General features: G+C 61.9%; 21 protein-coding genes. 10 read left to right on the top strand and 11 right to left on the bottom strand.

Going from position 1 to position 22,252, the window contains the following annotated elements:
* Positions 1-4: 4 nt before the first annotated feature.
* Positions 5-1,009 carry a dTDP-glucose 4,6-dehydratase gene (rfbB, locus tag BH93_RS02200; RefSeq protein ID WP_037174775.1) on the bottom strand — a complete coding sequence of 335 codons (1,005 nt, stop codon included), beginning with the start codon at positions 1,007-1,009 and terminating at the stop codon, positions 5-7.
* A 90-nt stretch (positions 1,010-1,099) separates the two neighbouring features.
* Here rfbB and BH93_RS02195 point away from each other — a divergent pair, with 90 nt between their 5' ends.
* The 3 genes from BH93_RS02195 to BH93_RS02185 all read left to right on the top strand — a co-directional run bounded on the left by BH93_RS02195 (position 1,100) and on the right by BH93_RS02185 (position 3,444).
* Complete coding sequence (locus BH93_RS02195) at positions 1,100-1,876, top strand: hypothetical protein (protein ID WP_052065234.1); 777 nt, start codon at positions 1,100-1,102, stop codon at positions 1,874-1,876.
* A 120-nt stretch (positions 1,877-1,996) separates the two neighbouring features.
* Complete coding sequence (locus BH93_RS02190; protein WP_242459099.1) at positions 1,997-3,079, top strand: WXG100 family type VII secretion target; 1,083 nt, start codon at positions 1,997-1,999, stop codon at positions 3,077-3,079.
* Positions 3,076-3,444 carry a hypothetical protein gene (locus tag BH93_RS02185; protein ID WP_155291017.1) on the top strand — a complete coding sequence of 123 codons (369 nt, stop codon included), beginning with the start codon at positions 3,076-3,078 and terminating at the stop codon, positions 3,442-3,444. The genes BH93_RS02190 and BH93_RS02185 overlap by 4 nt, the downstream gene beginning before the upstream one ends.
* Positions 3,445-3,460: 16 nt before the next feature.
* Here the strand turns inward: BH93_RS02185 and BH93_RS02180 are convergent, their stop codons facing one another.
* The gene (locus tag BH93_RS02180; protein WP_052065236.1) at positions 3,461-3,979 is read right to left on the bottom strand and encodes a maleylpyruvate isomerase family mycothiol-dependent enzyme; all 519 of its coding nucleotides are present in this window, start codon (positions 3,977-3,979) and stop codon (positions 3,461-3,463) included.
* A gap of 129 nt (positions 3,980-4,108) precedes the next feature.
* On the opposite strand from BH93_RS02180, the gene rfbA reads away from it, so the two are divergent.
* Complete coding sequence (gene rfbA / locus BH93_RS02175; RefSeq protein ID WP_037174776.1) at positions 4,109-4,981, top strand: glucose-1-phosphate thymidylyltransferase RfbA; 873 nt, start codon at positions 4,109-4,111, stop codon at positions 4,979-4,981.
* Positions 4,978-5,562 (top strand): dTDP-4-dehydrorhamnose 3,5-epimerase family protein, encoded by a 585-nt coding sequence (locus BH93_RS02170; RefSeq protein ID WP_037174777.1) that lies wholly within the window; start codon positions 4,978-4,980, stop codon positions 5,560-5,562. The genes rfbA and BH93_RS02170 overlap by 4 nt, the downstream gene beginning before the upstream one ends.
* Before the next feature lie 45 nt (positions 5,563-5,607).
* Here BH93_RS02170 and BH93_RS02165 read toward each other — a convergent pair whose 3' ends face one another.
* Positions 5,608-6,126: a GtrA family protein gene (locus BH93_RS02165; protein ID WP_080739128.1), complete on the bottom strand. Its 519-nt coding sequence runs from the start codon at positions 6,124-6,126 to the stop codon at positions 5,608-5,610.
* Between the two features lie 47 nt (positions 6,127-6,173).
* Between BH93_RS02165 and BH93_RS02160 the strand changes: the two genes are divergently transcribed.
* Genes BH93_RS02160 through BH93_RS02150 form a run of 3 tightly spaced genes read left to right on the top strand, consistent with a single transcriptional unit; the run spans position 6,174 to position 10,280 of the window.
* The gene (locus BH93_RS02160) at positions 6,174-7,625 is read left to right on the top strand and encodes an FAD-binding oxidoreductase (RefSeq protein WP_032405385.1); all 1,452 of its coding nucleotides are present in this window, start codon (positions 6,174-6,176) and stop codon (positions 7,623-7,625) included.
* A complete protein-coding gene (locus BH93_RS02155; RefSeq protein WP_032381093.1) occupies positions 7,622-8,386 on the top strand; it encodes a decaprenylphospho-beta-D-erythro-pentofuranosid-2-ulose 2-reductase in 765 nt (254 codons plus the stop codon). Before BH93_RS02160 ends, BH93_RS02155 begins: the two co-directional genes overlap by 4 nt.
* Positions 8,387-8,390: 4 nt before the next feature.
* Positions 8,391-10,280, top strand: a complete 1,890-nt coding sequence (locus BH93_RS02150; protein WP_052065237.1) for a galactan 5-O-arabinofuranosyltransferase — start codon at positions 8,391-8,393, stop codon at positions 10,278-10,280.
* 256 nt (positions 10,281-10,536) lie between these two features.
* Here BH93_RS02150 and BH93_RS02145 read toward each other — a convergent pair whose 3' ends face one another.
* Positions 10,537-10,995, bottom strand: coding sequence for a hypothetical protein (locus BH93_RS02145; RefSeq protein ID WP_052065239.1), 459 nt, complete (start codon positions 10,993-10,995; stop codon positions 10,537-10,539).
* A gap of 173 nt (positions 10,996-11,168) precedes the next feature.
* Between BH93_RS02145 and BH93_RS02140 the strand changes: the two genes are divergently transcribed.
* Positions 11,169-11,405 carry a hypothetical protein gene (locus tag BH93_RS02140; RefSeq protein ID WP_052065240.1) on the top strand — a complete coding sequence of 79 codons (237 nt, stop codon included), beginning with the start codon at positions 11,169-11,171 and terminating at the stop codon, positions 11,403-11,405.
* A 230-nt stretch (positions 11,406-11,635) separates the two neighbouring features.
* Here the strand turns inward: BH93_RS02140 and BH93_RS02135 are convergent, their stop codons facing one another.
* The 5 genes from BH93_RS02135 to BH93_RS02115 all read right to left on the bottom strand — a co-directional run bounded on the left by BH93_RS02135 (position 11,636) and on the right by BH93_RS02115 (position 19,269).
* Complete coding sequence (locus BH93_RS02135) at positions 11,636-12,589, bottom strand: LysR family transcriptional regulator (protein ID WP_037174779.1); 954 nt, start codon at positions 12,587-12,589, stop codon at positions 11,636-11,638.
* Positions 12,590-13,006: 417 nt separating this feature from the next.
* Positions 13,007-13,549 carry a CGNR zinc finger domain-containing protein gene (locus BH93_RS02130; protein ID WP_037174780.1) on the bottom strand — a complete coding sequence of 181 codons (543 nt, stop codon included), beginning with the start codon at positions 13,547-13,549 and terminating at the stop codon, positions 13,007-13,009.
* Positions 13,550-13,885: 336 nt separating this feature from the next.
* Complete coding sequence (locus BH93_RS02125; protein ID WP_037174781.1) at positions 13,886-16,273, bottom strand: ABC transporter permease; 2,388 nt, start codon at positions 16,271-16,273, stop codon at positions 13,886-13,888.
* Positions 16,270-17,049, bottom strand: a complete 780-nt coding sequence (locus BH93_RS02120; RefSeq protein WP_052065241.1) for an ABC transporter ATP-binding protein — start codon at positions 17,047-17,049, stop codon at positions 16,270-16,272. The genes BH93_RS02125 and BH93_RS02120 overlap by 4 nt, the downstream gene beginning before the upstream one ends.
* Before the next feature lie 498 nt (positions 17,050-17,547).
* Positions 17,548-19,269, bottom strand: a complete 1,722-nt coding sequence (locus tag BH93_RS02115; protein ID WP_037174783.1) for a fatty acyl-AMP ligase — start codon at positions 19,267-19,269, stop codon at positions 17,548-17,550.
* A gap of 454 nt (positions 19,270-19,723) precedes the next feature.
* On the opposite strand from BH93_RS02115, the gene BH93_RS02110 reads away from it, so the two are divergent.
* On the top strand, positions 19,724-20,677 hold the full coding sequence (locus tag BH93_RS02110) for an ATP-binding cassette domain-containing protein (RefSeq protein ID WP_242459098.1): 954 nt from the start codon (positions 19,724-19,726) through the stop codon (positions 20,675-20,677).
* Positions 20,678-20,783: 106 nt separating this feature from the next.
* Here the strand turns inward: BH93_RS02110 and BH93_RS27780 are convergent, their stop codons facing one another.
* Both BH93_RS27780 and BH93_RS02100 read right to left on the bottom strand, forming a co-directional pair.
* Positions 20,784-21,488 (bottom strand): helix-turn-helix transcriptional regulator, encoded by a 705-nt coding sequence (locus tag BH93_RS27780; RefSeq protein ID WP_197914536.1) that lies wholly within the window; start codon positions 21,486-21,488, stop codon positions 20,784-20,786.
* Between the two features lie 515 nt (positions 21,489-22,003).
* Entirely contained in the window at positions 22,004-22,234 is a 231-nt protein-coding gene (locus tag BH93_RS02100; RefSeq protein WP_037174787.1) for an MbtH family protein, read from the bottom strand.
* Between the last annotated feature and the right edge of the window lie 18 nt (positions 22,235-22,252).

Here is a 22,252-nt window from a genome sequence, read left to right as displayed (position 1 = left end):
TGCTTCAGGGCAGTACGGATTCTTTCGTCGCGTAGACCGCTTCGGTGGCGTCTTTCTGCGGTCGCCACCACTGCTCGTTGTCGCGGTACCAGTCTACGGTTGCCTTCAAGCCGGCCCGGAAGTCGACATAGGTTGGCGTCCATCCCAATTCGGTGCGGAGCTTGGTCGAATCGATGGCGTAGCGCAGGTCGTGGCCGGGGCGGTCGGTGACGAAGTCGAAGGCGTCGGGTGCGTTGCCAGTTTCTTCGAGGATCGCTTCGAGGACGGTGCGGTTGTTCGCTTCGCCGTCGGCTCCGATGAGGTAGGTCTCGCCGATGCGCCCACCGTCGATGATGGCCCAGACGGCACTGTTGTGGTCGTCCACGTGGATCCAGTCGCGCACGTTCTGCCCGGCACCGTAGAGCTTGGGGCGGGAGCCGCTGAGGATGTTGGTGATCTGACGCGGGATGAACTTCTCCACATGCTGGTACGGGCCGTAGTTGTTGGAGCAGTTGGAGATGGTGGAGCGGACCCCGAACGATCGGGTCCAGGCGCGCACCAGCAGGTCGCTCGATGCTTTGGTGGAGGAGTACGGGCTCGACGGGTTGTACGGGGTCGATTCGGTGAAACGTGCCGGATCGTCGAGTTCGAGGTCGCCGTAGACCTCGTCGGTGGAGATGTGGTGGTAGCGGACGTCGTGTTCGCGGACCGCATTGAGCAACGTGGTGGTGCCGATGACGTTGGTGTGCACGAACGGCCACGGGTCGGTCAACGAGTTGTCGTTGTGCGATTCGGCGGCGAAGTGGACGACCAGATCCGTCTCGCGAACGAGGCGGTCGACGAGGTCGGCGTCGGCGATGTCACCGTGCACGAAGTCGATGCGGTCGGCGACTGGCTCGAGGGATGCCTTGTTGCCGGCGTAGGTGAGCTTGTCGAGCACGGTGACCTGCGAGTCGGGGCGCTGCGCGAGGGTCTGATGTACGAAGTTCGCGCCGATGAACCCGGCCCCACCCGTGACAAGAATTCTCATGAACAGGCACTTTACCGGTGGAGACTCGTGCGGGCCGTTCTTGTCGGGCGCGCGTGCTAGCTTCTGTTCGACTTCGGGGGGAGTACGTCAATGGGTCTCGGCAAAATTCTGATTCGTCTCGCGGCATCGGTAGCGCTGCTGTTCGGGATCATCTGGGCAATTCCGCAGCTGGCACCTCCGGTGCCTGAACCGTACGAGGGTGTGCAGGTTCTGCCGCCGGTGTCACCGAAACCCACGGGCTCGACGACATCGCCGCCGCCGTTGCCGCCGGGCTTTCCCTCGATGAACCGTCCGCCACCGAAAATCGAGGTACCCGCCGGGCAGCCGCAGCCCATTGCCACCAAATTCGGCTGGACTTACGAAATACCGGCGGATTGGGAGAATCAGTACGACGCGTTCTCGGAGTGGACCGGCGAGGACGGGTCCACCGCTACATACGGCGCGCTGGGGCTGCACGGGCGCTTCGACTGCGAAGGTGGCGAATTTCAGACCTCGGCAATCACAGGGATGACCGGTCGACGCGTCGGAGACTTGACGGTGCTCGCGTTTCAAGAGGTGCATAAGGCCTCGATGATCTTCACCAACAGAGACGGATCCGAAACACCTACTGTTCGGATCAGCGACCCTCGGTACTTGGAAGTGGACGGTGAGCCGGCCGTCCGTTACTCAGCCTCGGTCGAAGACATACCCGACACGCCTGATTGCCCACCTCCCAGCGCAACATTCGACGTGGTCACCACAACCGGTTTCGCCACAGCAGAGGTGGCGGTCTTCGTAGTTCTGGCCGACCGGGACGTCGAGGATGCGCTGAACGACGAGGACGTCGACAGCCTTATCTCCACTCTTCGAAAGAGTCCAGTGCAATGACCGAACCTCTTTACGCTAATTCCTCGGAAATAGCCGGTCTCGGCAATCTTCTCGATCGCATCGGCGTCGACCCTGGCCAGTCATCGTTATCTGATCGACAATGCGGGCCTGAGCGAGAACGTGGTCGGGCAGATTCTGCAGCGACTCCAGCCGTATCTCGCCGGCTTCCAGGAGTTGACACGCACTCGGCAGGTTCACCTGTCCGCCAATTGCGGCGAGATGGGTGTCGAACTGAACAAGGCTGCGTGGCTGTACGCCGATCAGGATCAGCGAAACTACGACCTGTTGAACACTCACACGACACTTCCGCCACTACCGGGCATCGACCGCGGCAGTTCGGATCGTGCCGCGGTCGGGCACGTGGACGAATTCGAAGGACCCGCCGACTACGGCCGGCCCCACGGGATCGACTACCCACCAACGAATCCCGTGCTCGACGACCTCCGCGACGTACTCGCCGATGCCTCCGAGTGGCTCGGCGAGATCGACCGCACGATCTTCGAGCTCTCCGGGTGGAGCCCACTGAACGAGGCGACCATTCCGATCACCGGCAACTGGAACGAAATCCGTCGAATCGGTCAGGCGTACGAGATCGCGGGTGACGCGATGGAAGCCGCAGCAGAGTCGTTGGCTGCAGGGGTGCGCCGCGTCGACGGCTACTGGAACGGCGCTGCCGCACAGGCATTCACCGACTACGCCGACCGGCAACTGGCCGCAATGCGATGGGAAGGTCCGGCCGGACGAACGATCTCTGCGATCTGTGCGGCAATCTCCGACCAGCTTCGCGAAGCCGCCTCGGCAGTGGTGCGCAAAATCGTCGAGTTACTCGAGTCCGAAGTGGCCGTCGACAACGCCCGCGGTGCGTTGAAGGTCATGCTCAAGAAGGTTCCGGTGGTCGGTACAGCATGGCAGGTCGAAAGCATCATCGAAATATGCTGGACAGCAATGGATCTGACCATAGAACTCATCGTGAAGATCGAAAAGGTGGTCGACGACTTCGGAGCATTCCTCGACGCGCTCGGCGACCCCGAAGGCCAGGTGGGCCAGAAGATCGACGACACACTGCGGCCGCTGAACGACTTCCTCGACTACGGCGAGCAAGCCGTCGAAGCGGGCAAGACAGCGGACATCCGACCAGTACTCGACACACCGGACGAGGACTTCTCCGTCGGAACCGGCGACGAACCATGGCGGGACGCATGATCGAGTCCCTGCCTCCGCACGCCCGACCCGCATACGACCGTCTGATGGCATCCTGCGGCGAGCTCGAGGCCACGCGTGTGCGAGCCCTCGACACCGACCTGAAGGCTCCAGCGAAAACCCGCACCGTCACAACGGAACTGCTCGTGCGCCTGTCGTCATCACCGCGAGCGTCGGCCGACCTGATCCACTACGCGAGCCGCGTCGCGTCGGGTGACGGCAGTTGGGAACGAATCGAGGTGGACGCGGACCCGGTACCACCGGAAGTCGAGGAGCTCAAAGCCGATCCGCAGATCGTGTGGCCGTTGGAATGGCCGACATCGACGACGGAAGTCCTGTCTCAGCCCTATCGAATTCCATGGGAGTGAGCGCCGTTGGAACTTTTCAGGAGCGCTGAACTGTGCGCCCGGCGAAAGCCGCCAGGCGCTCGTACGCGTTTGCGTCGTCGGGTGCCGGCTGCTCAGGATCGAAAGCGCCGCCTCGCCGTTCGTCGGTCATGTTGGCCGACATGAACACCATTCCCTCTTCCGGAACGGTCTGGTCGAGATCATCGGTGCCGCGACCGAGTGCGGTCGCGAGGTCCCACGCGTGCACCGAGAATTCCGCAGCGACCATGCCGAGTGGCAGCGGTGAACCTGCGTCGATCTCGGCCAACAGTTCGCGGGTGCTCTCGGTCCACAGGGGAATCGGGTCCGAGGACGGTTCGGGCGACGCCGACCAATCGATCTCGTCGCCCCGCGCCATCGTCACCAAATTGGTCGCGGTGTGCACCAGGTGGTCGGTCAGGTCGGCGACGGTCCAGTCGGTGCAAGGCGTGGCCGATGCGCGTTCGTCCTCGGTCACTGCGGAAAGCAGAGCGGTGACCTGGCTGATACCGGTTTCGATCTGGGTGCGGCTCGTCACGATTGTTGTCCTCGGTTCTCTCGGAAGGCTGGGTATGCGGCGAGCGTAGGTGCACCTCGGAGCTCACGCAGCGGAAACGGAACAGCACAATCGAGCGGCGGACCGGAGGGTCTGGAAGACTGCGCTCTCATGCGGGGAATCATTCTGGCGGGCGGCACGGGCTCGCGTCTTCATCCGATCACGATGGGCGTCAGCAAACAGCTGGTCCCGGTCTACGACAAACCGATGATCTACTACCCGCTCTCGACCCTGATCCTCGCCGGGATCCGCGAGATCCTCATCATCACCACCCCCCAGGACGCCGACCAGTTCACCCGCCTCCTCGGTGACGGCTCCCAATTCGGTATCTCCCTGACCTACAAGGTCCAGCACGAGCCGAACGGCCTCGCCCAGGCATTCGTCCTCGGAGCCGAGCACATCGGCACCGACTCCGCGGCATTGGTGTTGGGCGACAACATCTTCTACGGCCCCGGCCTGGGAACCCAACTGTCCCGCTTCGAGACCATCGACGGCGGAGCCGTCTTCGCCTACGAAGTCTCCGACCCCACCGCCTACGGCGTCATCGAATTCGATGCGAACCGCAAGGCCATCTCGTTGGAAGAAAAGCCGGCCGCACCGAAATCGAACTACGCCGTCCCCGGCCTGTACTTCTACGACAACGACGTCATCGCCATCGCCCGCGACCTCACCCCGTCCGCCCGTGGGGAATACGAGATCACCGACGTCAACCGCCACTATCTGGAGGCCGGCCGCCTCCAGGTCGAAGTCCTGCCCCGCGGCACCGCCTGGCTCGACACCGGCACCTTCGACTCCCTCCTCGACGCCTCGAACTACGTGCGCACCATCGAACAACGCCAAGGCCTGAAAATCGGATCCCCCGAAGAAGTGGCCTGGCGACGCGGATTCATCACCGACGACGAACTGCGCGTGCGCGCCGAGAAGCTCGTCAAATCCGGCTACGGCACCTACCTGCTCGATCTGATCGACCGAGGGAACCGATGACCTTTCGTGAGTTGAGCATCGCCGGTGCCTACGAATACACCCCACGCCAGTTCGGCGACGACCGCGGCGTGTTCTTCGAATGGTTCAAAGCCGGCCTCTTCGAGGACACCACCGGTCGAGCGTTGGAGTTGAAGCAGGCGAACTGTTCGGTCTCCGCCGCCGGCGTGCTCCGCGGGATCCACTTCACCACCAACCCGCCCGGGCAAGCGAAATACGTCACCTGCGCCCGCGGAGCGTTCCTCGACGTCATCGTCGACCTGCGGGTCGGCTCCCCGACGTTCGGGCAATGGGACTCGGTGCTGATCGACGACATCGACCGCAAAGCGGTGTTCCTCTCCGAAGGACTCGGCCACGCCATCTTGTCCCTGGAAGACAACTCGACCGTCATGTACCTGTGCTCGCTGGAGTACACCCCGGCCCTGGACCGCGACATCAACCCTCTCGACCCCGCGCTGGGCATCGACTGGCCCACCACCGGACGCGACGGCACACCACTGACCTACGAGCTCTCCGACAAGGACACAGCCGCCCCCACCCTCGCCGAAGCCCTCGCACGCGGAGACCTGCCGAACCTGTCGTGAGCGTTTTGCGTAGGTCTGGCTACGCAAAACGCGCACGAGGGTGAGCTAGCGAATCTTGAAGATCACGAATCGCTGAACAAGGAAGTTGATGACCGTCGCCGTGCCCTGCGCGATGACGAAGGCAACGTTCGCGTACCAGAAGCCGTCCGGAAGAGCCTGGTAGAGCCGGGTGTAGATGCCCACCTGGACGGCGAAGGTAACTCCGTACAGCGCGACGACGGCGAAGAACCGGGCCCGTGACGGAGCCGCATTGAAGGTCCAGCGACGATTGATCAGGTAGGCCGTCGTCGTTCCGAGCACGAAGCCGATGGCCTTGGCCAGCGTCACCCCGACCCCGAACACGAAATGCAGGATCAGGTTGACGCCCTGGTCGACGATGGCCGACAGCACACCCGTCGCCAAGAAACGCAGCACCTGCGTCTTGAAGTCGAGGGCGGCGTCGGCGATGTTCTCGGTGAGCGGCAGCTCGACGGGTAGCGGAACGTGATGCTGCAGCTCTTCGTCCTCGGGCGACCAGTCGTCGTTCCCGGAGCCGTCTTCGATGGAGCGATCAGGGGTGGACACGAGGACTGACACTAGCCGCTGCCGCGGTGCGGGTACCCTCTTGAGCGATGTCCACGACAGCCGACGACGCACTCTTCCCCCTGGAACCACAGGCCGGGAACACTGCGCCGCTACCCACGCAGACCCGCACGATCTCCGGATTCGGCCGCACCGCGCGATCGACCGGAGAGGTGCTCGCCACCTCCGACCCCGAGCTCATCGCGAACGCGGTCAAGCAGGTCGCCGAGCAGAACGACTCCAAGCCCTCGTACCTGCGACGAGGCGTCATTCCACGTGGCCTCGGCCGCTCCTACGGAGACAACGCGCAGAACTCCGGCGGGCTCGTCATCGACATGACGGCACTCAACCGCATCTACAGCATCGACACCGCGACGCGGATCGTCGATCTGGACGGCGGCGTGAGTCTCGACCAGCTGATGCGCGCCGCGCTTCCGTTCGGTCTGTGGGTCCCGGTGCTGCCCGGTACGCGTCAGGTCACCATCGGTGGGGCCATCGGCTGCGACATCCACGGCAAGAACCATCACAGCGCGGGTAGCTTCGGCAACCACGTCCGCTCGATGGAACTGCTCACCGCAGACGGTCAGATCCGCCACCTGACGCCGTCGGGAAAGAACGCCAAGCTGTTCTGGGCAACGGTCGGCGGCAACGGCCTGACCGGCATCATCCTGCGCGCGACCATCGAGATGACGCCGACGGAAACGGCGTACTTCATCAACGACGGCATCCGCACCGAGAGTCTCGACGAGACAGTCGCCGCTCACCAGGACGGCACCGAGGACAACTACACGTACTCGAGCGCCTGGTTCGACGTCATGAGCGCACCGCCCAAGCTCGGGCGCGCAACGATCACTCGCGGATCGCTGGCCAAGTTCGACGAACTGCCCGCGAAACTGCAGAAGGATCCACTGAAGTTCGACGCACCCCAGCTGTTGACGGTGCCGGACATCTTCCCGATCAGTGGTTTGAACAAGCTGTCGATGAGCATGATCGGCGAGGCCTACTACCGCATGGGCGGGAACTACACCGGCAAGGTGCAGAACCTCACGCAGTTCTACCACCCACTGGATCTCGTCGGTGAGTGGAACCGAGGCTACGGGCCCAAGGGATTCCTGCAGTACCAGTTCCTCGTTCCGACCGAGGCCCTCGAAGAGTTCAAGGACATCATCCGGTTCATTCAGCGCTCCGGTCAGTACTCGGCACTCAACGTCTTCAAGCTGTTCGGCCCGGGAAACAAAGCGCCACTGAGCTTTCCGATGGCCGGCTGGAACGTCGCGATGGACTTCCCGATCAAGGCGGGCCTGAACGAGATGGTGCGCGAGCTCGACAAGCGCGTGCTCGAATTCGGTGGCCGTCTGTACACCGCGAAAGATTCGCGCACCGACGCCGAGACGTTCCATTCGATGTACCCGCGGATCGACGAGTGGATCAAGGTCCGTCGATCCGTAGACCCCACAGGCGTTTTCGCCTCCGATATGGCTAGAAGGCTGGAACTGCTGTGACGATAGACGCCGTAGGTAACCCCCAGACGATTCTCGTTCTGGGTGGCACCAGCGAGATCGGTCTCGCGATCACCGAGGAGTACCTGTCGAAGTCTCCGGCACGTGTCATCCTCGCCGCGCTGCCGAACGACCCGCTGCGCGAGAGCGCCGTTGCACAACTGACCGCCAAGGGCGCGAAGTCCGTCGATGTCATCGACTTCGATGCACTCGACACCGCATCGCACCCGAAGGTCATCGACGCCGCCTGGGCCAAGGGTGACGTCGATGTCGCCATCGTCGCCTTCGCCGTCGACTTCGATGCCGAGCAGCTCTGGCAGGACCAGCGCAAGGCCGTCCTCGCCGCGAACATCAACTACACCGCTTCGGTGTCGGTCGGTGTGCTGCTGGGCGAGAAGATGAAGGCCCAGGCGTACGGCCGCATCATCGTCATGTCCTCGGTGGCAGGCGAGCGGGTTCGTCGCTCCAACTTCGTCTACGGCTCCACCAAGGCCGGCCTCGACGGGTTCTACCTCGGGCTCGGAGAAGCGTTGCGCGAGTTCGGACCTCGGGTCACCGTCGTTCGTCCGGGCATGGTGCGCACCAAGTTCAGCGCGCACGTCAAGGAAGCGCCGATGACCGTCGACAAGGAGGTCATCGCGAAGCTCGCGGTGAACGCCTCGCGCAAGGGCACTCCCCTCATCTGGACGCCTGCTCCCTGGCGTCTGGTGATGATGGTGCTGCGGCACGTACCGCGGCCGATCTTCCGCAAGCTGCCCATCTAACTGCATGACTGTCGGGGTTGCGCCGGCGCGCAGAACTGCTTCTGCCGTCGGAGAAATAGTTGCCGGAATCCTCGTCGCAGTCGTCGTGGCTACGGTCGGGTTGTACGCCTTCTCACTGGTTCAGTGGCCGGCGTTCAACTCGTCCAACGTCACTCGCGCTCTGACGACCCTTGGCCAGGTAGTAGCTGCGGCGCTGTTCGCCACGTCGATCTACCTGTACCGAATCCATAAGTGGCCGTGGATCGCTCGACTCTCGGCGTGGGTCGGCCTGTCCGGCTTCGTCACCGTCACCCTCGGCATGCCCTTGGCGGCAACCAAGCTGTACCTGTTCGGTATCTCGGTCGACCAGGAGTTCCGCACCGAATATCTGACGCGCCTGACCGATTCGGCGTCGTTGCGCGACATGACGTACACCGACATCCCGCCGTTCTACCCCGCCGGTTGGTTCTGGCTCGGCGGACGCGTCGGCAACGTGTTGGGCATGGACGGGTGGGAAGTATTCAAGCCCTACGCAATCGGGCTGCTCGCCGTCACATCGGTGGTCGCATTCGTGTTGTGGAAGGCCCTGATTCGCAGCGACTGGGCGGTCGCCGTCAGTGCCGTCACCACTGCGCTCGTCGTCGCCTACGCCTCCCCCGAGGCCTACAGCGCCGTCATCGTGCTGCTGTTCGCCCCCGCACTTGTGCTGGCATGGGGTGCGTTGCACAGAAAAGCGGCCGGCGGGTGGGGAGCGGCGGCAGGCACCGGCCTCTTCCTCGGACTGGCTGCGACGTTCTACACCCTGTACCTGGGCCTGGCCGCATTCACCGTCGTACTCATGGCGCTGTTCGCCGCTGTTCTCGCCTATCGCGAGCGCAAGACCTGGAACGTACTGGTGCCCATCGCGATCAAGGTCGCCTCGATCGCCGCCATCTCCGGCGTCATCGCCGCGACGGTGTGGCTGCCGTATCTCATCGACTTCCTGCGCGGAGCACCGTCCACATCGGGCACGGCGCTGCACTATCTACCCGAAGCCGGTGCAACACTTCCCTTCCCGATGTTCGAGTTCTCCATGTCGGGTGCGCTGTGCCTGATCGGCACGGTGTGGCTGGCAGTGCGCTTCTCCTCCTCGCGTCGAGCGCAGGCACTCGGAGTCGGCGTCGTCTCGATCTACCTGTGGACGCTGCTGTCCATGGCTGCCACGGCCGCAGGCACCACGTTACTTTCCTTCCGGCTCGAAGCGGTCTTGATCGTATTACTCGGCAGCGCAGGCGTTTTCGGCTTTCTCGAAGGTAGTCACGCGATCTACCAGGCCATCAACGAACCGCCCAAGTTCCGTATCGCGGCCGTCGTCGTGGCGATCATCGGTGCCATGGCCTTCGCGCAGAACATCCCCCAGGTACTGCAGAGCGAGATCACCGTCGCGTACTCCGACACCGACGGTGACGGCAACCGCGCCGACATGCGCCCACCGAGCGCGGTCTCGTACTACCGCGAGGTCGACGACGCCATCACCGAGCAGACTCAGCGCCCACGCGACGAGACGGTCGTGCTGACCGCGGACACCTCGTTCCTCAGCTACTACCCGTACTTCGGCTTCCAAGGACTGACCTCGCACTACGCCAACCCGCTGGCGCAGTTCGATCAGCGAGCCGACGCCATCGAGCGGTGGACCGAGCTCGAAACACCCGACCAATTGATCGAGGCGTTGAACACCAGCCAGTGGCGCGCGCCGGACGCCTTCCTGTTCCGACGCGGCGCCGACGGCTACACACTGCGCCTGGCCGAGGACGTCTACCCCAACGACCCCAACGTGCGTCGCTACACCCTCACCTTCCCCGAGTCACTGTTCGAGGATCCACGCTTCACCGTCACCGATATCGGGCCCTTCGCGCTGGTGGTGCGGACCGGTTGATCGCTCGGTAGTCGCGCACAGAATCGCGTCCCCGGATGCGCCCGGCGTGTGGATCAGTGCGGGTATCGCTCCTCGCCGGTCACGACGATCGGTACGGGCGAGTTGTTGTTGCTGCGACCGAGTTGTGCCGCGGCATCGACGATCCAATTGGTGAACTCGACCGCCAGATGCATACGGTGTCCTTCGATCAATTCCTCCGGTGCGGCGTCTGGGAAGTAGATTCCCAGCCGAGCGTCGAATCCATCTGCGGTGTGCCTCAATTGGTGCAGCGCGTGTGCGACGATGGTGCCGTCGGCCGTCGAATTTCGGCAACGACGCGGTGCTGATAGTTCGGGTCGGGGGCTACGACTGCGTGAGCCTCGTCGGTCCACATGACCCGGGAGTCTGAAATGTGCGGTCCGATGTTTTCGACCACCTGATAACCACCCTCGATTGTTGCCATGACGAAATGCTCGGGATGAGCTGCACGTTTCTGGGCCTCGGTAGTGGACGGTGAGCGGAAGTACGCCAGGAATTCTGCGGCGCTGATTCCTGTCACATGGAGTTCGGTCTGCGCGCCGTGCCATGCGCCGTTGGACGCCGCGGTCCACGAAGCAAGCTTGTCGCCCGTCGACTGGATGTCGGACGCGAGCAGTTCCAACAAGCGCTCCTGTCCCAGCTTGGATTTGAGCGTTGCCAGGGCGCGCCGAGCGAAGAACAATTCCCAGTCGGTCACGCCTGACGGCGTTCGAGGCGGCGCTTCCCGCGGAGCTGCGGCACGGCGGGCAATCTCGCATCGCCAGTTCGGTCCTGCCAAAATCGGTCGTACCCATTCTGGTCGAACCGGAATCGACGATTATTCGCGATTCGACTACTCCAGTCTCAAGAACCGAACAGGAGATCAGAACCGTGAGCGATCTAAGTAGTCGACCAGACGGCCCGCCCATCGACGACCATACGGACGACGACTACGACCCCGCCCGGGAAGAACCGACCATCGACGGTGACGAATCACGGACCGCACGTGACCTTATCGAGGACTCGCGACCCGATTCCAACACCGTCGACGACGGATTCCTTGCGACCGACCCCGAAGAGGAATCAGGTCTGGGCGAAGGGTGGACCTCGTACAACCCTGGCCCATAGGCATTCCAGCTGCAGTGGTGTCCGTCAGAGCTCGCTCCAACCAACTGTCCTACGGCGGCGAACGCCGGCAGTCCGGGCGCATTAGCCTGTTCGTCGAACTCGCTACATTGGAATTTCCGACTGGTTTCGGCGCCAGCGCATTAGCGAAACATGTTGCTGCACGGCATATTCAGACGCTTACTCGACGTAATATTCGTTATCGGCATCGAACGATCATGCTAAATATTGAGTTATACAGTCGTTTTGAGTAGCCGACCTTCTCGTGTTGCCCAGGAAGGACGCCAGCTCGGCTCGGCGGCTGCTTCGAGCGCCATGAAATGCTGGACGACCGCGGCGAGTTCGGTGTGCGGCGGCGTTCTTTGAATCAGTGAGATCAGGTAGACCAGGGTTGGCTTGCTGATGGGGATTCGGCGCAGTTCGTGTGTCGTCGGCCAGATATATCGATCTCGTGAGCCGACGAGGTTAGCTTTCTCTGTGGATTCGGCGAGGGTGTCGAGGAGTACTTCGTCTCCGAAGTGCGGTCCTGTTGCGTCGATGTGGAGATCAAACTCTGCGGCCAGTTCTTCGTAGAACAGCTGCCACTCGCTGCGAGGTGCGATGCCCGGCAACCAGATCCGGTGTCCTCTTAGCAGTCGTGGTGTGAGCGTCTTTGCTTTTGTCAGTGGATGACGAGGACCGACGAGAAGTTGCGTCGGTGAGTCGAGCACGTGGGATATGTGTACGTCCCGCGGCAGTGTGGCCGAGTTGGTCACTGTCCGAAAGGTGGCGTCGATGCCTCCGGCCGCGACGGCGGCGGCTGATGCGTGAGGGTCGTTGACCCGCAGCGTCACTACGTCCAGGTCGAGGTCCGGGTGTGCGCGCCAGTGCTCGTGCAGGACGACCGCTTGTGCGGTGCGCAGGCCCAGGACATCTACGCGAAGTGCTCGTGAGCTGGGGCTGATCGCGGCGACGGCTCGATCGACATTCGCGACGATGCTGCGCGCGTGTGGGAGGAAGGCTTGGCCGTCGAGCGTCGACTCGACGCCGAGGGCTTTGCGTTGAAACAGTCGGGCCTCGAGCTGGCGCTCGAGCGACGCGACCCGCTTGGAGATAGCCTGCGGCGTCACTCCGAGCTCGGCAGCCGTGTGTTGAAGTTGACCGGAATCGGCGGCAATCACGAACGAGCGCAACGCTTCCGTATCCACGTCTTCAGATTAGGCGCTGTACCACTATTTGTTGTGGCTCGCGCGCATTGGGTTGATTCATCACGAGGGCATTGAGCTGGTGTGATTCGACCTGTCCGCAGATGTCGGGTGTTGAAGCAAGCCGGTGTTGTCCTCCTCGCGGCGGGGTTGGCAGTCCTACTAGCGCGCCTTGGCTCTCCTCGACGTCATCCCACGCGTGCGCATTGGAATGAGATTAAAGCCAATTGGTCACCGTCAGATACGTCGCGTTACCGGTAATTTCCAATGTCGTTCTTGCAACTTTTGACACCAACTGTGTCGCCACCGCCACTGTCCGTGGGAGGAGGCCCGATCGGAAAGTGACAGATGCCGGCCAGCCGGGAGGCCCTCAAGAACCGGGCAATTGAACAACCTTCGCGACTTTTAAATCTCAAACCGTCAGAGCCGCGCGACCGCTTTGCGTGTTCGATACGCCGCTACCGCTACGCGATTACCGCATGCAGAACTGCAAAATCTTCGAGATCTGTTGCGAGATAGATCGAACACAATCCCGCCGCAGTCGGTAACGCCGCATGTGTGGAGCCGGGACATCTCGTTAGCGCGAATGACATCGATCACTGCCATCGCCGTTTCTATCATTATTCGGTCAGCGAATGACTGCTGGTCGTCGATAGCGTGTAGATGCCAGTCCATGTTCCCGTGGCGAACGAGCTGTGGTTGCAGGGGGGCTGCAGCGAGCATGTCGTTGACGATGCCTACTGCCGTGTCACGTTCACTGAGTAGCAACCGTCCGAGAAGGGGCCGAATCTTGCGCACAGCAATCAGTTCGGCAATGTCACCGTCGAACCTGCCCATATAACCGTGTTCGAGATAGAACTCGGCGAGCTGGTCAGTGGTAGTCAACGTATCTGGTTCACCGTCGGTGTTTACCAGGTCGACAGCCGAGATCAGGGCTGCCGTCGTGTCACCGGAAAAGGCCATCTTTACTCACTACTTCTAACTCGACTGAAACCATCTGATGGGCAGAGCAGGCAGGTGCATCGGCACTGGTTGATCGGCCACACTTCTGTGCGATGCGCTAGCGCGCAGGACCTTCGGGCCCGTCCGAGCAGCAGGCCAAATGGGCCGGCGTAAGGGCACCAGCAGCACTGAGATGTCGATTGCTCGGCACGTCCAATCCAGTTCCCCCGCTACAGCGGGGTGCCCCGGTGTTTGCCCGGCCAGCCCCAAGGCTCGATCCACCGTGGCTCATTGCGGTTGCACTGCAGAGCCTTTCGGTGCAATCAATCAACAGACTCGAGGTTGGCCGGGCTTGGGTCACTGATTACTGGCTGACCCACGCCGGAAGCTGACCACAGCTGCCGTCACGCCCATCATGCACGCGATTCCCAACGGCACCAGCAGCGCCTGTGCCCAGTCCAGGTGAACACCTACTGGACTTCCTGTGGTGTTCGACAGACCGGCCGCCATCTCGTGTAGCGGCACAAGGGTACATAGCGCACCCAGCAGCACTCCGCACGCGCCGGCGATGATAGCCTCTATGACTACCACTCCGCTGATTTGCCGTTTGGTGGCACCGGAGCGGGCCAGTGTGCGCACTTGGGTCTGCCGATGCCGCATGGACATCGCGATGGTGATGGTGGCTGCGAGTACGGCGTAGCTGACAGCGACGGCGATGAAGGTCATGACGTAGCGATTGAGCAGAGTCAGGTCCTTGTCGTAGCGGGTCGAAGACCAGGTGATCGCATCCGTGACGCGGGTTCCTGCGGGGGGCTCGACGGAGGTCTGGACAGATGACGATTGCACGAACACCTCGTCCGCCACGGCCGAGGGGTCATGGAGACGAATGATGCCTTCGGACAGGGCCACACCAGGATGCTCGCCCCTCGGTTCGTCCACGATCGACGTGATCTTCGGGTTGAGGTCGGTCCCATCCGCCATTACCAGCGCAACGGAGTCGCCTGTCTGCCAGCCGTTCTCGTCGGCCAGATATCGGGGCACCTCGAAGGCAGAGGGCTCGGCCGCACTCGGAAGTGCCGTGACGGGAAGCGCGACAGTCGATCCCGGAACGACAAGTCGGGCGCGACTGGATATCCCGACCTCGATGACGTCGTACTTGTCGAACGCTTGGGACACTTGGTCAGCCGTGAGGTAATCGCCATCGGACACCACCACCGACTGGCCCTGTATCTGATTTGCGGTTTCCGCGGGGTAGGCGATTCGCATCGTAGGAATGAATCCACTGGTCAGGATGGCGAGAGCGGCCGCGATGATCGCCGGAGCAGCGATCGAGGCAGACCGGCGCGGGTTGGTGGTGACCTCGGCGCTGCCAACCATGAGAGGGGCTGACGGCCGGATCCGCCACGGCAGCCAAAGCAAGATTCGTGCCAGTCTAGGCACCAGTACCGGTGCGAGACACGCAGCAGCGATAGCAGCAGTGAGAGCGATGACGATCGCCATCAACACCGAGTCCAGACCCGGCACCGTGCGGCCAGCGATCACCTCGATCACGACGAGTGCGGCCAATGCGGTTCCGCTGATTGTTCGTAAGCGCCCGTGGCCCTTACGTGGACGAGTCGACTCGGGACGCATTGCGGCCAGCGGGCTCACCCGCGAAGCGCTCACCGCCGAGATGGCCGCTCCGATCACGGCGATGGCGATACCGCCCAGGGTCGTCGCCAAGACGGTGGGCACGTCGACCGTCACGCTGAGCTCGGCCGGCAAAATCCCCCACGATCGCAACATGGCGGCCAACGGCACCGTCGCCAGCACCCCGGCGCCAGCTCCCGCGACCGATCCCACCGTCCCCAGCAGCGCGGCTTCCAGCAGCACCACGCGGCGCAACTGCTTCGGCAACGCTCCGGTTGCGCGAAGGAGACCGAACTCCTGAGTGCGCTCGTCGACGGCGAACTTCGAGGTGACCGCGACGACGAAGAGACTCACAACCAACGACGCCAGCGCCAGCGCCGTCAGGAACTGACTGCTTAAGTAGCGGCTTTTCGCGATCGAGTCATCCTGCAAGGCACTGCGATCCGTCACCACCTCGCCACCGAACTGCGCCGCAACCGCCTGCACCGAGGCTTCTGCCGACTGATCGGTGACCTCGATACCGAGGAGGCTGGCGGCCGGGGCCAACTGCGCGGCAGTAGCGTCGTCGAAGTAGACGCCAGGACCGTCGGTGGTACCGGCGACTGTCACCTCGATATCGCCCTGTGCGGTCCGAAGAGTGACCCGTTCGCCAACGGAGGCACCGAACTCGGGCCCGAGCGCGATCTCCGACGCCTGCTGCGGTTGCTCGCCGGAAGTCAGTCGGTAGGGAGCCAGCGACGTGCTCGACCACCCATGCCCGGCGACCTGTGGATCAGCACTCGGCAGTGCTCCGGACGGGGTAACGATCTGCGCAAGGAAGCTGCGGTCCGCCACAACATCGGCGATACCCGGGATCGAGCGGACTTGCTGCGTCAGTTGGGCGAGCCGGTCTCCGCCCCACGCGCTGCGGTCACCCGCCTGTCCCAGCACATTCGTTGCTCGCTCGCCGGCCACCACCAACGACGCCCCTTGTAGCCGCTCGGGTGGCTGCGGTCCTGCGGCAGCCATGACTTGTGCTGTGGCAGTGGTGATCAGAACGCCGACGAACACCGCCAGCAGGACCCCCAGCGCGGCCGTGATCCGGCGTCGGAAGGACGCCAATGCCCAGGTGATCATGCTCTGACCTCGGCCATCCGAGCTGCGATCTGGGCGGCGGTCCGGTTGTCGCCCGGGAGGCCCCGGCGGTGCTGTAGATCGTCGACCACTTTCCCGTCACGGAGAAACAGCACTCGATCGGCGAACGAAGCCGCGGTCGGATCGTGGGTCACCATCACCACGGTCTGGCCCTCGTGATCGACGACGCTTCGCAGTAGCTCCAGGACTGACCGCGAGCCGGCAGAGTCCAATGCGCCCGTGGGCTCGTCCGCGAACACCACTTCAGGCTCGGACACCAGGGCTCGAGCGACGGCCACCCGTTGCTGCTGGCCGCCGGATAGCTGAGACGGCCGATGGTGCATCCGATCCCCCAGCCCGACCCTCGTCAGTCCTGCGGTGATTCTGGAACGCTCAGGCTTGCGTCCGGCAAGCCGCAGAGGCAGCTCGAGATTCTGGATCGCTGTCAGCGAATCGATAAGGTTGTAGGACTGAAAAACGAAACCCACCTTGGATCGGCGCAGGAGGGTCCGTGCCTGCTCGCTGAGGGATCCCACCTCCACGTCGCCTATGAAGGTCTCCCCGCCGTCCAATCTGTCGAGCCCCGCAGCGCACTGCAACAGAGTCGATTTGCCCGATCCCGATGGGCCCATCACCGCAGTGAAAGTTCTGCGGTGAAAGTCCACGCTGAGATCGTTCAGGGCGTTGACGGTCTCGTCGCCCAGGTCGTATCGGCGACGCGCGGCACGCACACGCACCGCAGGCTGCTCACTGGTGGTCCGATCGATGCTGTTGTCCATGTCCTCTAGCCAAGCGCACCGGCCGAGCCTTCGGTACGCGGAAAGTCGTACACCTTCATTGCGGAAAACCGCAATGAATTGAGCACGCACAATCGACTCCCGCCGTCGCTGGTCATCGATCGATGTGAACATGCCCAACGCACCACAGCGAGCGGGTCAGTGCGGTCGAGGGGACGCCGGAAGGGCGGAGCCTCCGTTGAGGGGATTACGGGCCGCAGCGGGTCTTCCTGCACCGCGTCGAGCGGAGAACTTGTGGGCCGTCCACCAACCTGTGGTGACAACCTGCACAGGTTGGTGGATGTCAGCAAAGGCCGCCTGTGACTTACAAGCGCGTCGGTCCAACTCGGTGCACAACGTCTGATGCATCGGAGATGCGGAGACTTCCCTGGCTTCGCCTTCGGCAAGTACAGGATTTTGAGTCCACAGAATCGGGCTTACCCACGGGGAAGACGCGAGCCATCTACCCACCATCGCCCTCGTTACCAACCCCGGGAGAATTCAGAGTGTCTCTCGATCACGGTGCAGAGCCTCCAGGTCACGGCGAACGAACAGCTCTCGCATCGCGGCACGTTCGACCTTTCCGCTCGTTGTCCGACGCACCGCTCCAGGACGGAGCAAAGCGACTTCCAGAACTCCAACGCCGAATTCACGAACGACAGTCTGACGAACGCCGTGGGCGACTCGAGCGAGCTCGTCCTCGTCGAGCGATCCTTTGATCTCATGTGTCACCACAACCGATTCCTCACCAGGAACCGAGAAGACTGCGCCGACCCCCGCATCCAATTCATGGTGGTGCGCGCGCAACTCGTGTTCGATGTCCTGAGGATAGAGGTTACGGCCGCGAATTATTATGACTTCTTTGATTCGACCCGTTACGTATACCTCGCCGTCGTGCACAACGCCGAGATCCCCCGTCCTCATGAACTTCTCATCGCTGTCACCGATACGGAGGCCAAAGGTGGCTGCGCTCGCCGCTGGATTATCCCAGTATCCGGAACTCACACTAGCGCCGCTCAGACAAATTTCACCGATTTTTCCTGCATCGAGCACTGCCAGAGTGTCGGGGTCGACAACCTGTACATCGCATTCGTGCACGGCACCACAGCTGACGACCTCTCTTGCGGCACTTGGGTTCGTCGCTGGAACGAATCGGTGTTTCTGCAGTTCGTCAGCATCAACCTGGCGGACTACTGGCGGCCGGTGGGGTGTGCCTGAGACGAACAGCGTTGTCTCAGCAAGACCATAGCAAGGCACCATTGCGTCGGCCCGAAAGCCTGCGGTGGCAAACCGCTGGCTGAACGCGGCCAACACTTCTGGCCGGACTGGCTCGGACCCGTTGATTGCATACTTCCAATTGGACAGGTCTATTCCGTCCATTTGTTCGTCGGTTATGCGCCGTCGACAGAGGTCGAATGCGAAGTTCGGTGCCGCCGTCAAGTGAATGCCCAGATCATCCATCATTTCCAACCAGAGATGCGGCCTCTTGACGAATGAAGCGGGACGCATCAACGCGGTGCATCCGCCGAGCAGGAGCGGCAGAATGATCAATCCGATCAAACCCATGTCGTGGTAGTTAGGGATCCAACCGCCGAATCTGGTCTTCTCGTCCAGGCCTAACGACCGCGCGATCGCGGCGGCGTTCGACAGCAGATTTCCGTGGGAAAGAACCACGCCCTTGGGGTCTGCGGTGGAGCCAGATGTGTACTGCAGCATGGCGATTTGAGCCCGATCCGTACTGATGACGTGGCAGTCATCGGGCGCTCCTTCGAGCCGGTCAGTCGCGGTGACGATCGCATGGGGCAACACTGAAGCAGCCCAATGTGTTACGGCTGCCAGATTCTCCTCGTCGGTTAACACCAGGGTTGCACCCGAATTCTCCGCGATCGCCTTGACGCGCCGAAGGTCATGCTGTTGCCCACTGGGGACAGGAGCGGGTACGGCCACCATCCCCACGTACAGACAGCCGACAAAGGCAGCAACGAAGTCGGGTCCGCTCGGGTAGAACAAGAGGACGCGCTCTCCTGAAGAACCGTGCCGTTGCAGACGACTACCTACCCGACGAGCATGTTCATCGAGGTCACCGTAAGTCCACCAGGAGACATCGCCGGCTCGTGAAGAACCAGCCACCCGAGCGACCGCCGGTCGCGCCGGCGAGCGGCGAGCATGATCACGGATCACGGTAGTTAGGCTCAGGGCACCGGACAATTCATCAGTCGTCATTGCTCAGTTCCTTATTGTTGCAGGACGGTTGCTTCAGCTCCGCCACTTGTCGACTCGATTGTCAGTAAATCGAAGGCTGCATCCGGCCACGAATTGGGTCTACCTAGGGGAACCTTGCGCAAGAATGCAGGCAATCCTTGGGCGTTGCGATTAGATGCCCTAGCGATGAGTAAATGCACTTCCCACCGTCGAACGCACGTGCAGGTCCCGCGAAAGATCGTGAACGCAACAGAGCATACCTTTGATTTCACGCGGTCATCAACCCCTGAATTTGTCAACATCCACTGAGCCACTGGGGTATTCACTAGACTGCCACCAGCGTCGACCCTTCAGGAAGAAGGTTCGACTACGGTGTCTTTCAGAATTATGATTCGCGCTGCGGAAAGTCCAAGCATACGGAAAAAGCAAGTGCGATCCGCGTAAATCGGCCTTTCGTCAATTTAGGAGCCGTGCTTTGGCCACACCGATGATCGAGACGGAAAGCCTGTGTCGAGACTTCGGCGAGCGCACGGTACTAGACAGCGTGAACATCAGTGTCGATCGCGGGCAGGTTCTCGGATTGCTCGGGCACAACGGCGCTGGAAAAACTACTCTGGTGCGTCTCTTGACTACCATGCTGCCACCGAGCGCCGGTTCGGCACGTGTCGCCGGACACGATGTCGTACGAGATGCGCACAAAGTGCGTCGCCTCATCGGGCTGACCGGACAGTACGCCTCGATCGATGGTCAGCTGAGCGGCCGCGAAAACCTGATCTTCATCGCACGTCTTCTCGGCGCGGGCCGTTCGGACGCCCGTCGACGCGCAGACGAGCTACTCGAGTTGTTCGAGCTCACCGGCGCATCGCGTCGGAAATGTCGGACCTACTCCGGCGGAATGCGGCGACGCCTCGACCTCGCGGCCAGCCTCGTCGGAAATCCCGAACTGCTATTTCTCGACGAACCAACCACTGGCCTCGATCCGGTCAGTCGTGGGATGATGTGGAACCTGGTCGAGCACCTTGTCAACGAAGGAACCACAGTCTTGTTGACTACTCAGTACTTAGAGGAAGCTGACCGGCTAGCTGACCAAATCACCGTGCTCGCGGGTGGCCGAGTTGTTGCCGAAGGCACTGCAACAAAGCTGAAATCTGATGTCGGTCAGGGCACTGTGCGGTTGACCGTCGCTGACACCGACCAGGCAGTTACTACGGAAGGCATGCTGCGCCGGAACGGACACGCTGCAGTAATCCACCAGGATGGTCTCACTGTCGTCGCTCCGATCGAGCGTTCCGCCGACGTCGTTCACATCGCCCGCGCACTCGATGTTCTGACGATCGAGATAACCGATCTCGAAGTCAGGGAACCAACTCTCGAAGACGTATACCTTGCCTTCGCCGGCCAACCGACCGGGGTGATACCCACACAATAGGCAATGCCTGATTGCTATCCCTGCCTTCACCTAGTCATCGATCCGCGTCGGAGCGCAAGAACAGAGAAACTGCGTTCGATACCATTCGATTAAGCACCCACCATAATCATGGGACAGAGAGCAACCGCGGCGGCCAGACGGAGCGGTCTAGGATGTTGAGTTCATACGCTTTTGCGATCAAGGCCGGTCGGTTGGCCACTTTCAATCTTCTCAACATACTGCTGACGTGATACTCCACGCCTTGCTTACTGAGGTGGAGATCCGAAGCTATCTCAGCTGTTGTGTTCCCGCCTGCGATTCGCTCGACGATTCTGAGCGCGATTTCGCTCAGTTCCAAGTCTCGTGGATGTCGATGGTTTGTCGAAGCTGACGATTTGATGATCACAACATTGAGCCAGACTCGCCGATCCGCCATCGCGTCACGCACTGAGCGATTTTCACGGAAAGCGATAAGCCTCGCGGGGGTGCTAGGCAGCGTCGCATGTTGCAGCTGCGCCTCCAGCACAACGGGTCCAGCGATCGCCGGGACCGAATCGTGATTGAAAGCTTCGACCAACCCGGCGGAAATCCGCCCCCGTTCATCAGGCTCGACCCGGCGCGGAAATTGCAGCCCCCTCAGCTCTCGGTGCTGACATCCAATAACCTGACATGCCCCCAGATCCCCAGCGACAATTCTCAAGTCACGGTCGAGAGTTATGATCCCGACTTCTGAGTGACCCACAACGCTGCTGACTAAAAGTTGAATCTGCCGTGGGACAAAACTTGAGGTCATAGTTGGCTGACGTGCCACATCGACCTTCGGTTCAAGCACGTGGGAATTCTTGTGAAGCATTGACTCCCCCAGAGCCAAAACGTCTTCACGTTCCGGCAAGTCTGTAGTCACTAAGAACGGTCATGAGGCAACATACCATTTGGATTGTTTCCTCACAACCGCTCGAACCAAGTCACCGTGACAAAATTCGAGGGCGCGCCAAGAGGTCCACTCGAGGTGCTATTCGGGTGTACCGAAGGTAAACATTTGGTGTATTTAGGCAATATCGACGCAGTCGACATCTTTCGGCTTGGAGATCGCGCATTTGCACAGAAACGCCACACTCACCGCGCAGCGTTTGGGACAATCCGGGAGCAGTAGGAGATCACCAAGAATGGCAGAATCTCCGCGATTGTCGGCCGTCACGACGCGGGATGCCTGTTAAGCACAAAGGACGGCAGCCCAAGCAGGTTCAGCCCCCTGCCAGTGCCCACCAAGAGCATCACCGCGCCGCGAGCGACTGCGCTCGTCGAGATGCACGCCGACCCCGTTTGCACGGTTTGTGGCCGTGACGTTCAGCGGCGGCCTGCTGCCTCGGCATCCATAGCTTCGACGAGGGAGAGCGGCCGCATGTCGGTCCAGTGGGTGTTGACGTAGTCCACCGCGGACTCCCGGTCGGTCTCTTCCAGGACGATCCTCCACCCCGCGGGCACCTCGACGAAAGAGGGCCACAGCGAATGCTGGCCCTCGTCATTGATCAGCACCAGGTAACGGCCGTCGGGATCGTCGAATGGGTTCGTGCTCATTGTTGTCTCCTCTGTTCG

This window comes from Rhodococcoides fascians A25f, assembly GCF_000760935.2.
Classification (GTDB): domain Bacteria; phylum Actinomycetota; class Actinomycetes; order Mycobacteriales; family Mycobacteriaceae; genus Rhodococcoides.
This window is presented reverse-complemented; position numbering and strand designations above follow the sequence as displayed.

Excerpts from the sequence above, each read along its gene's own strand:
- BH93_RS02170 (WP_037174777.1), top strand. The coding sequence starts at position 4,978 with ATGACCTTTCGTGAGTTGAGCATCGCCGGTGCCTACGAATACACCCCA.
- BH93_RS02150 (WP_052065237.1), top strand. The coding sequence starts at position 8,391 with ATGACTGTCGGGGTTGCGCCGGCGCGCAGAACTGCTTCTGCCGTCGGA.
- BH93_RS02100 (WP_037174787.1), bottom strand. The coding sequence starts at position 22,234 with ATGAGCACGAACCCATTCGACGATCCCGACGGCCGTTACCTGGTGCTG.
- rfbB (WP_037174775.1), bottom strand. The coding sequence starts at position 1,009 with ATGAGAATTCTTGTCACGGGTGGGGCCGGGTTCATCGGCGCGAACTTC.
- BH93_RS02195 (WP_052065234.1), top strand. The coding sequence starts at position 1,100 with ATGGGTCTCGGCAAAATTCTGATTCGTCTCGCGGCATCGGTAGCGCTG.
- BH93_RS02185 (WP_155291017.1), top strand. The coding sequence starts at position 3,076 with ATGATCGAGTCCCTGCCTCCGCACGCCCGACCCGCATACGACCGTCTG.
- BH93_RS02160 (WP_032405385.1), top strand. The coding sequence starts at position 6,174 with ATGTCCACGACAGCCGACGACGCACTCTTCCCCCTGGAACCACAGGCC.
- rfbA (WP_037174776.1), top strand. The coding sequence starts at position 4,109 with ATGCGGGGAATCATTCTGGCGGGCGGCACGGGCTCGCGTCTTCATCCG.
- BH93_RS02130 (WP_037174780.1), bottom strand. The coding sequence starts at position 13,549 with ATGGCCTTTTCCGGTGACACGACGGCAGCCCTGATCTCGGCTGTCGAC.
- BH93_RS02125 (WP_037174781.1), bottom strand. The coding sequence starts at position 16,273 with ATGATCACCTGGGCATTGGCGTCCTTCCGACGCCGGATCACGGCCGCG.
- BH93_RS02115 (WP_037174783.1), bottom strand. The coding sequence starts at position 19,269 with ATGACGACTGATGAATTGTCCGGTGCCCTGAGCCTAACTACCGTGATC.
- BH93_RS02120 (WP_052065241.1), bottom strand. The coding sequence starts at position 17,049 with ATGGACAACAGCATCGATCGGACCACCAGTGAGCAGCCTGCGGTGCGT.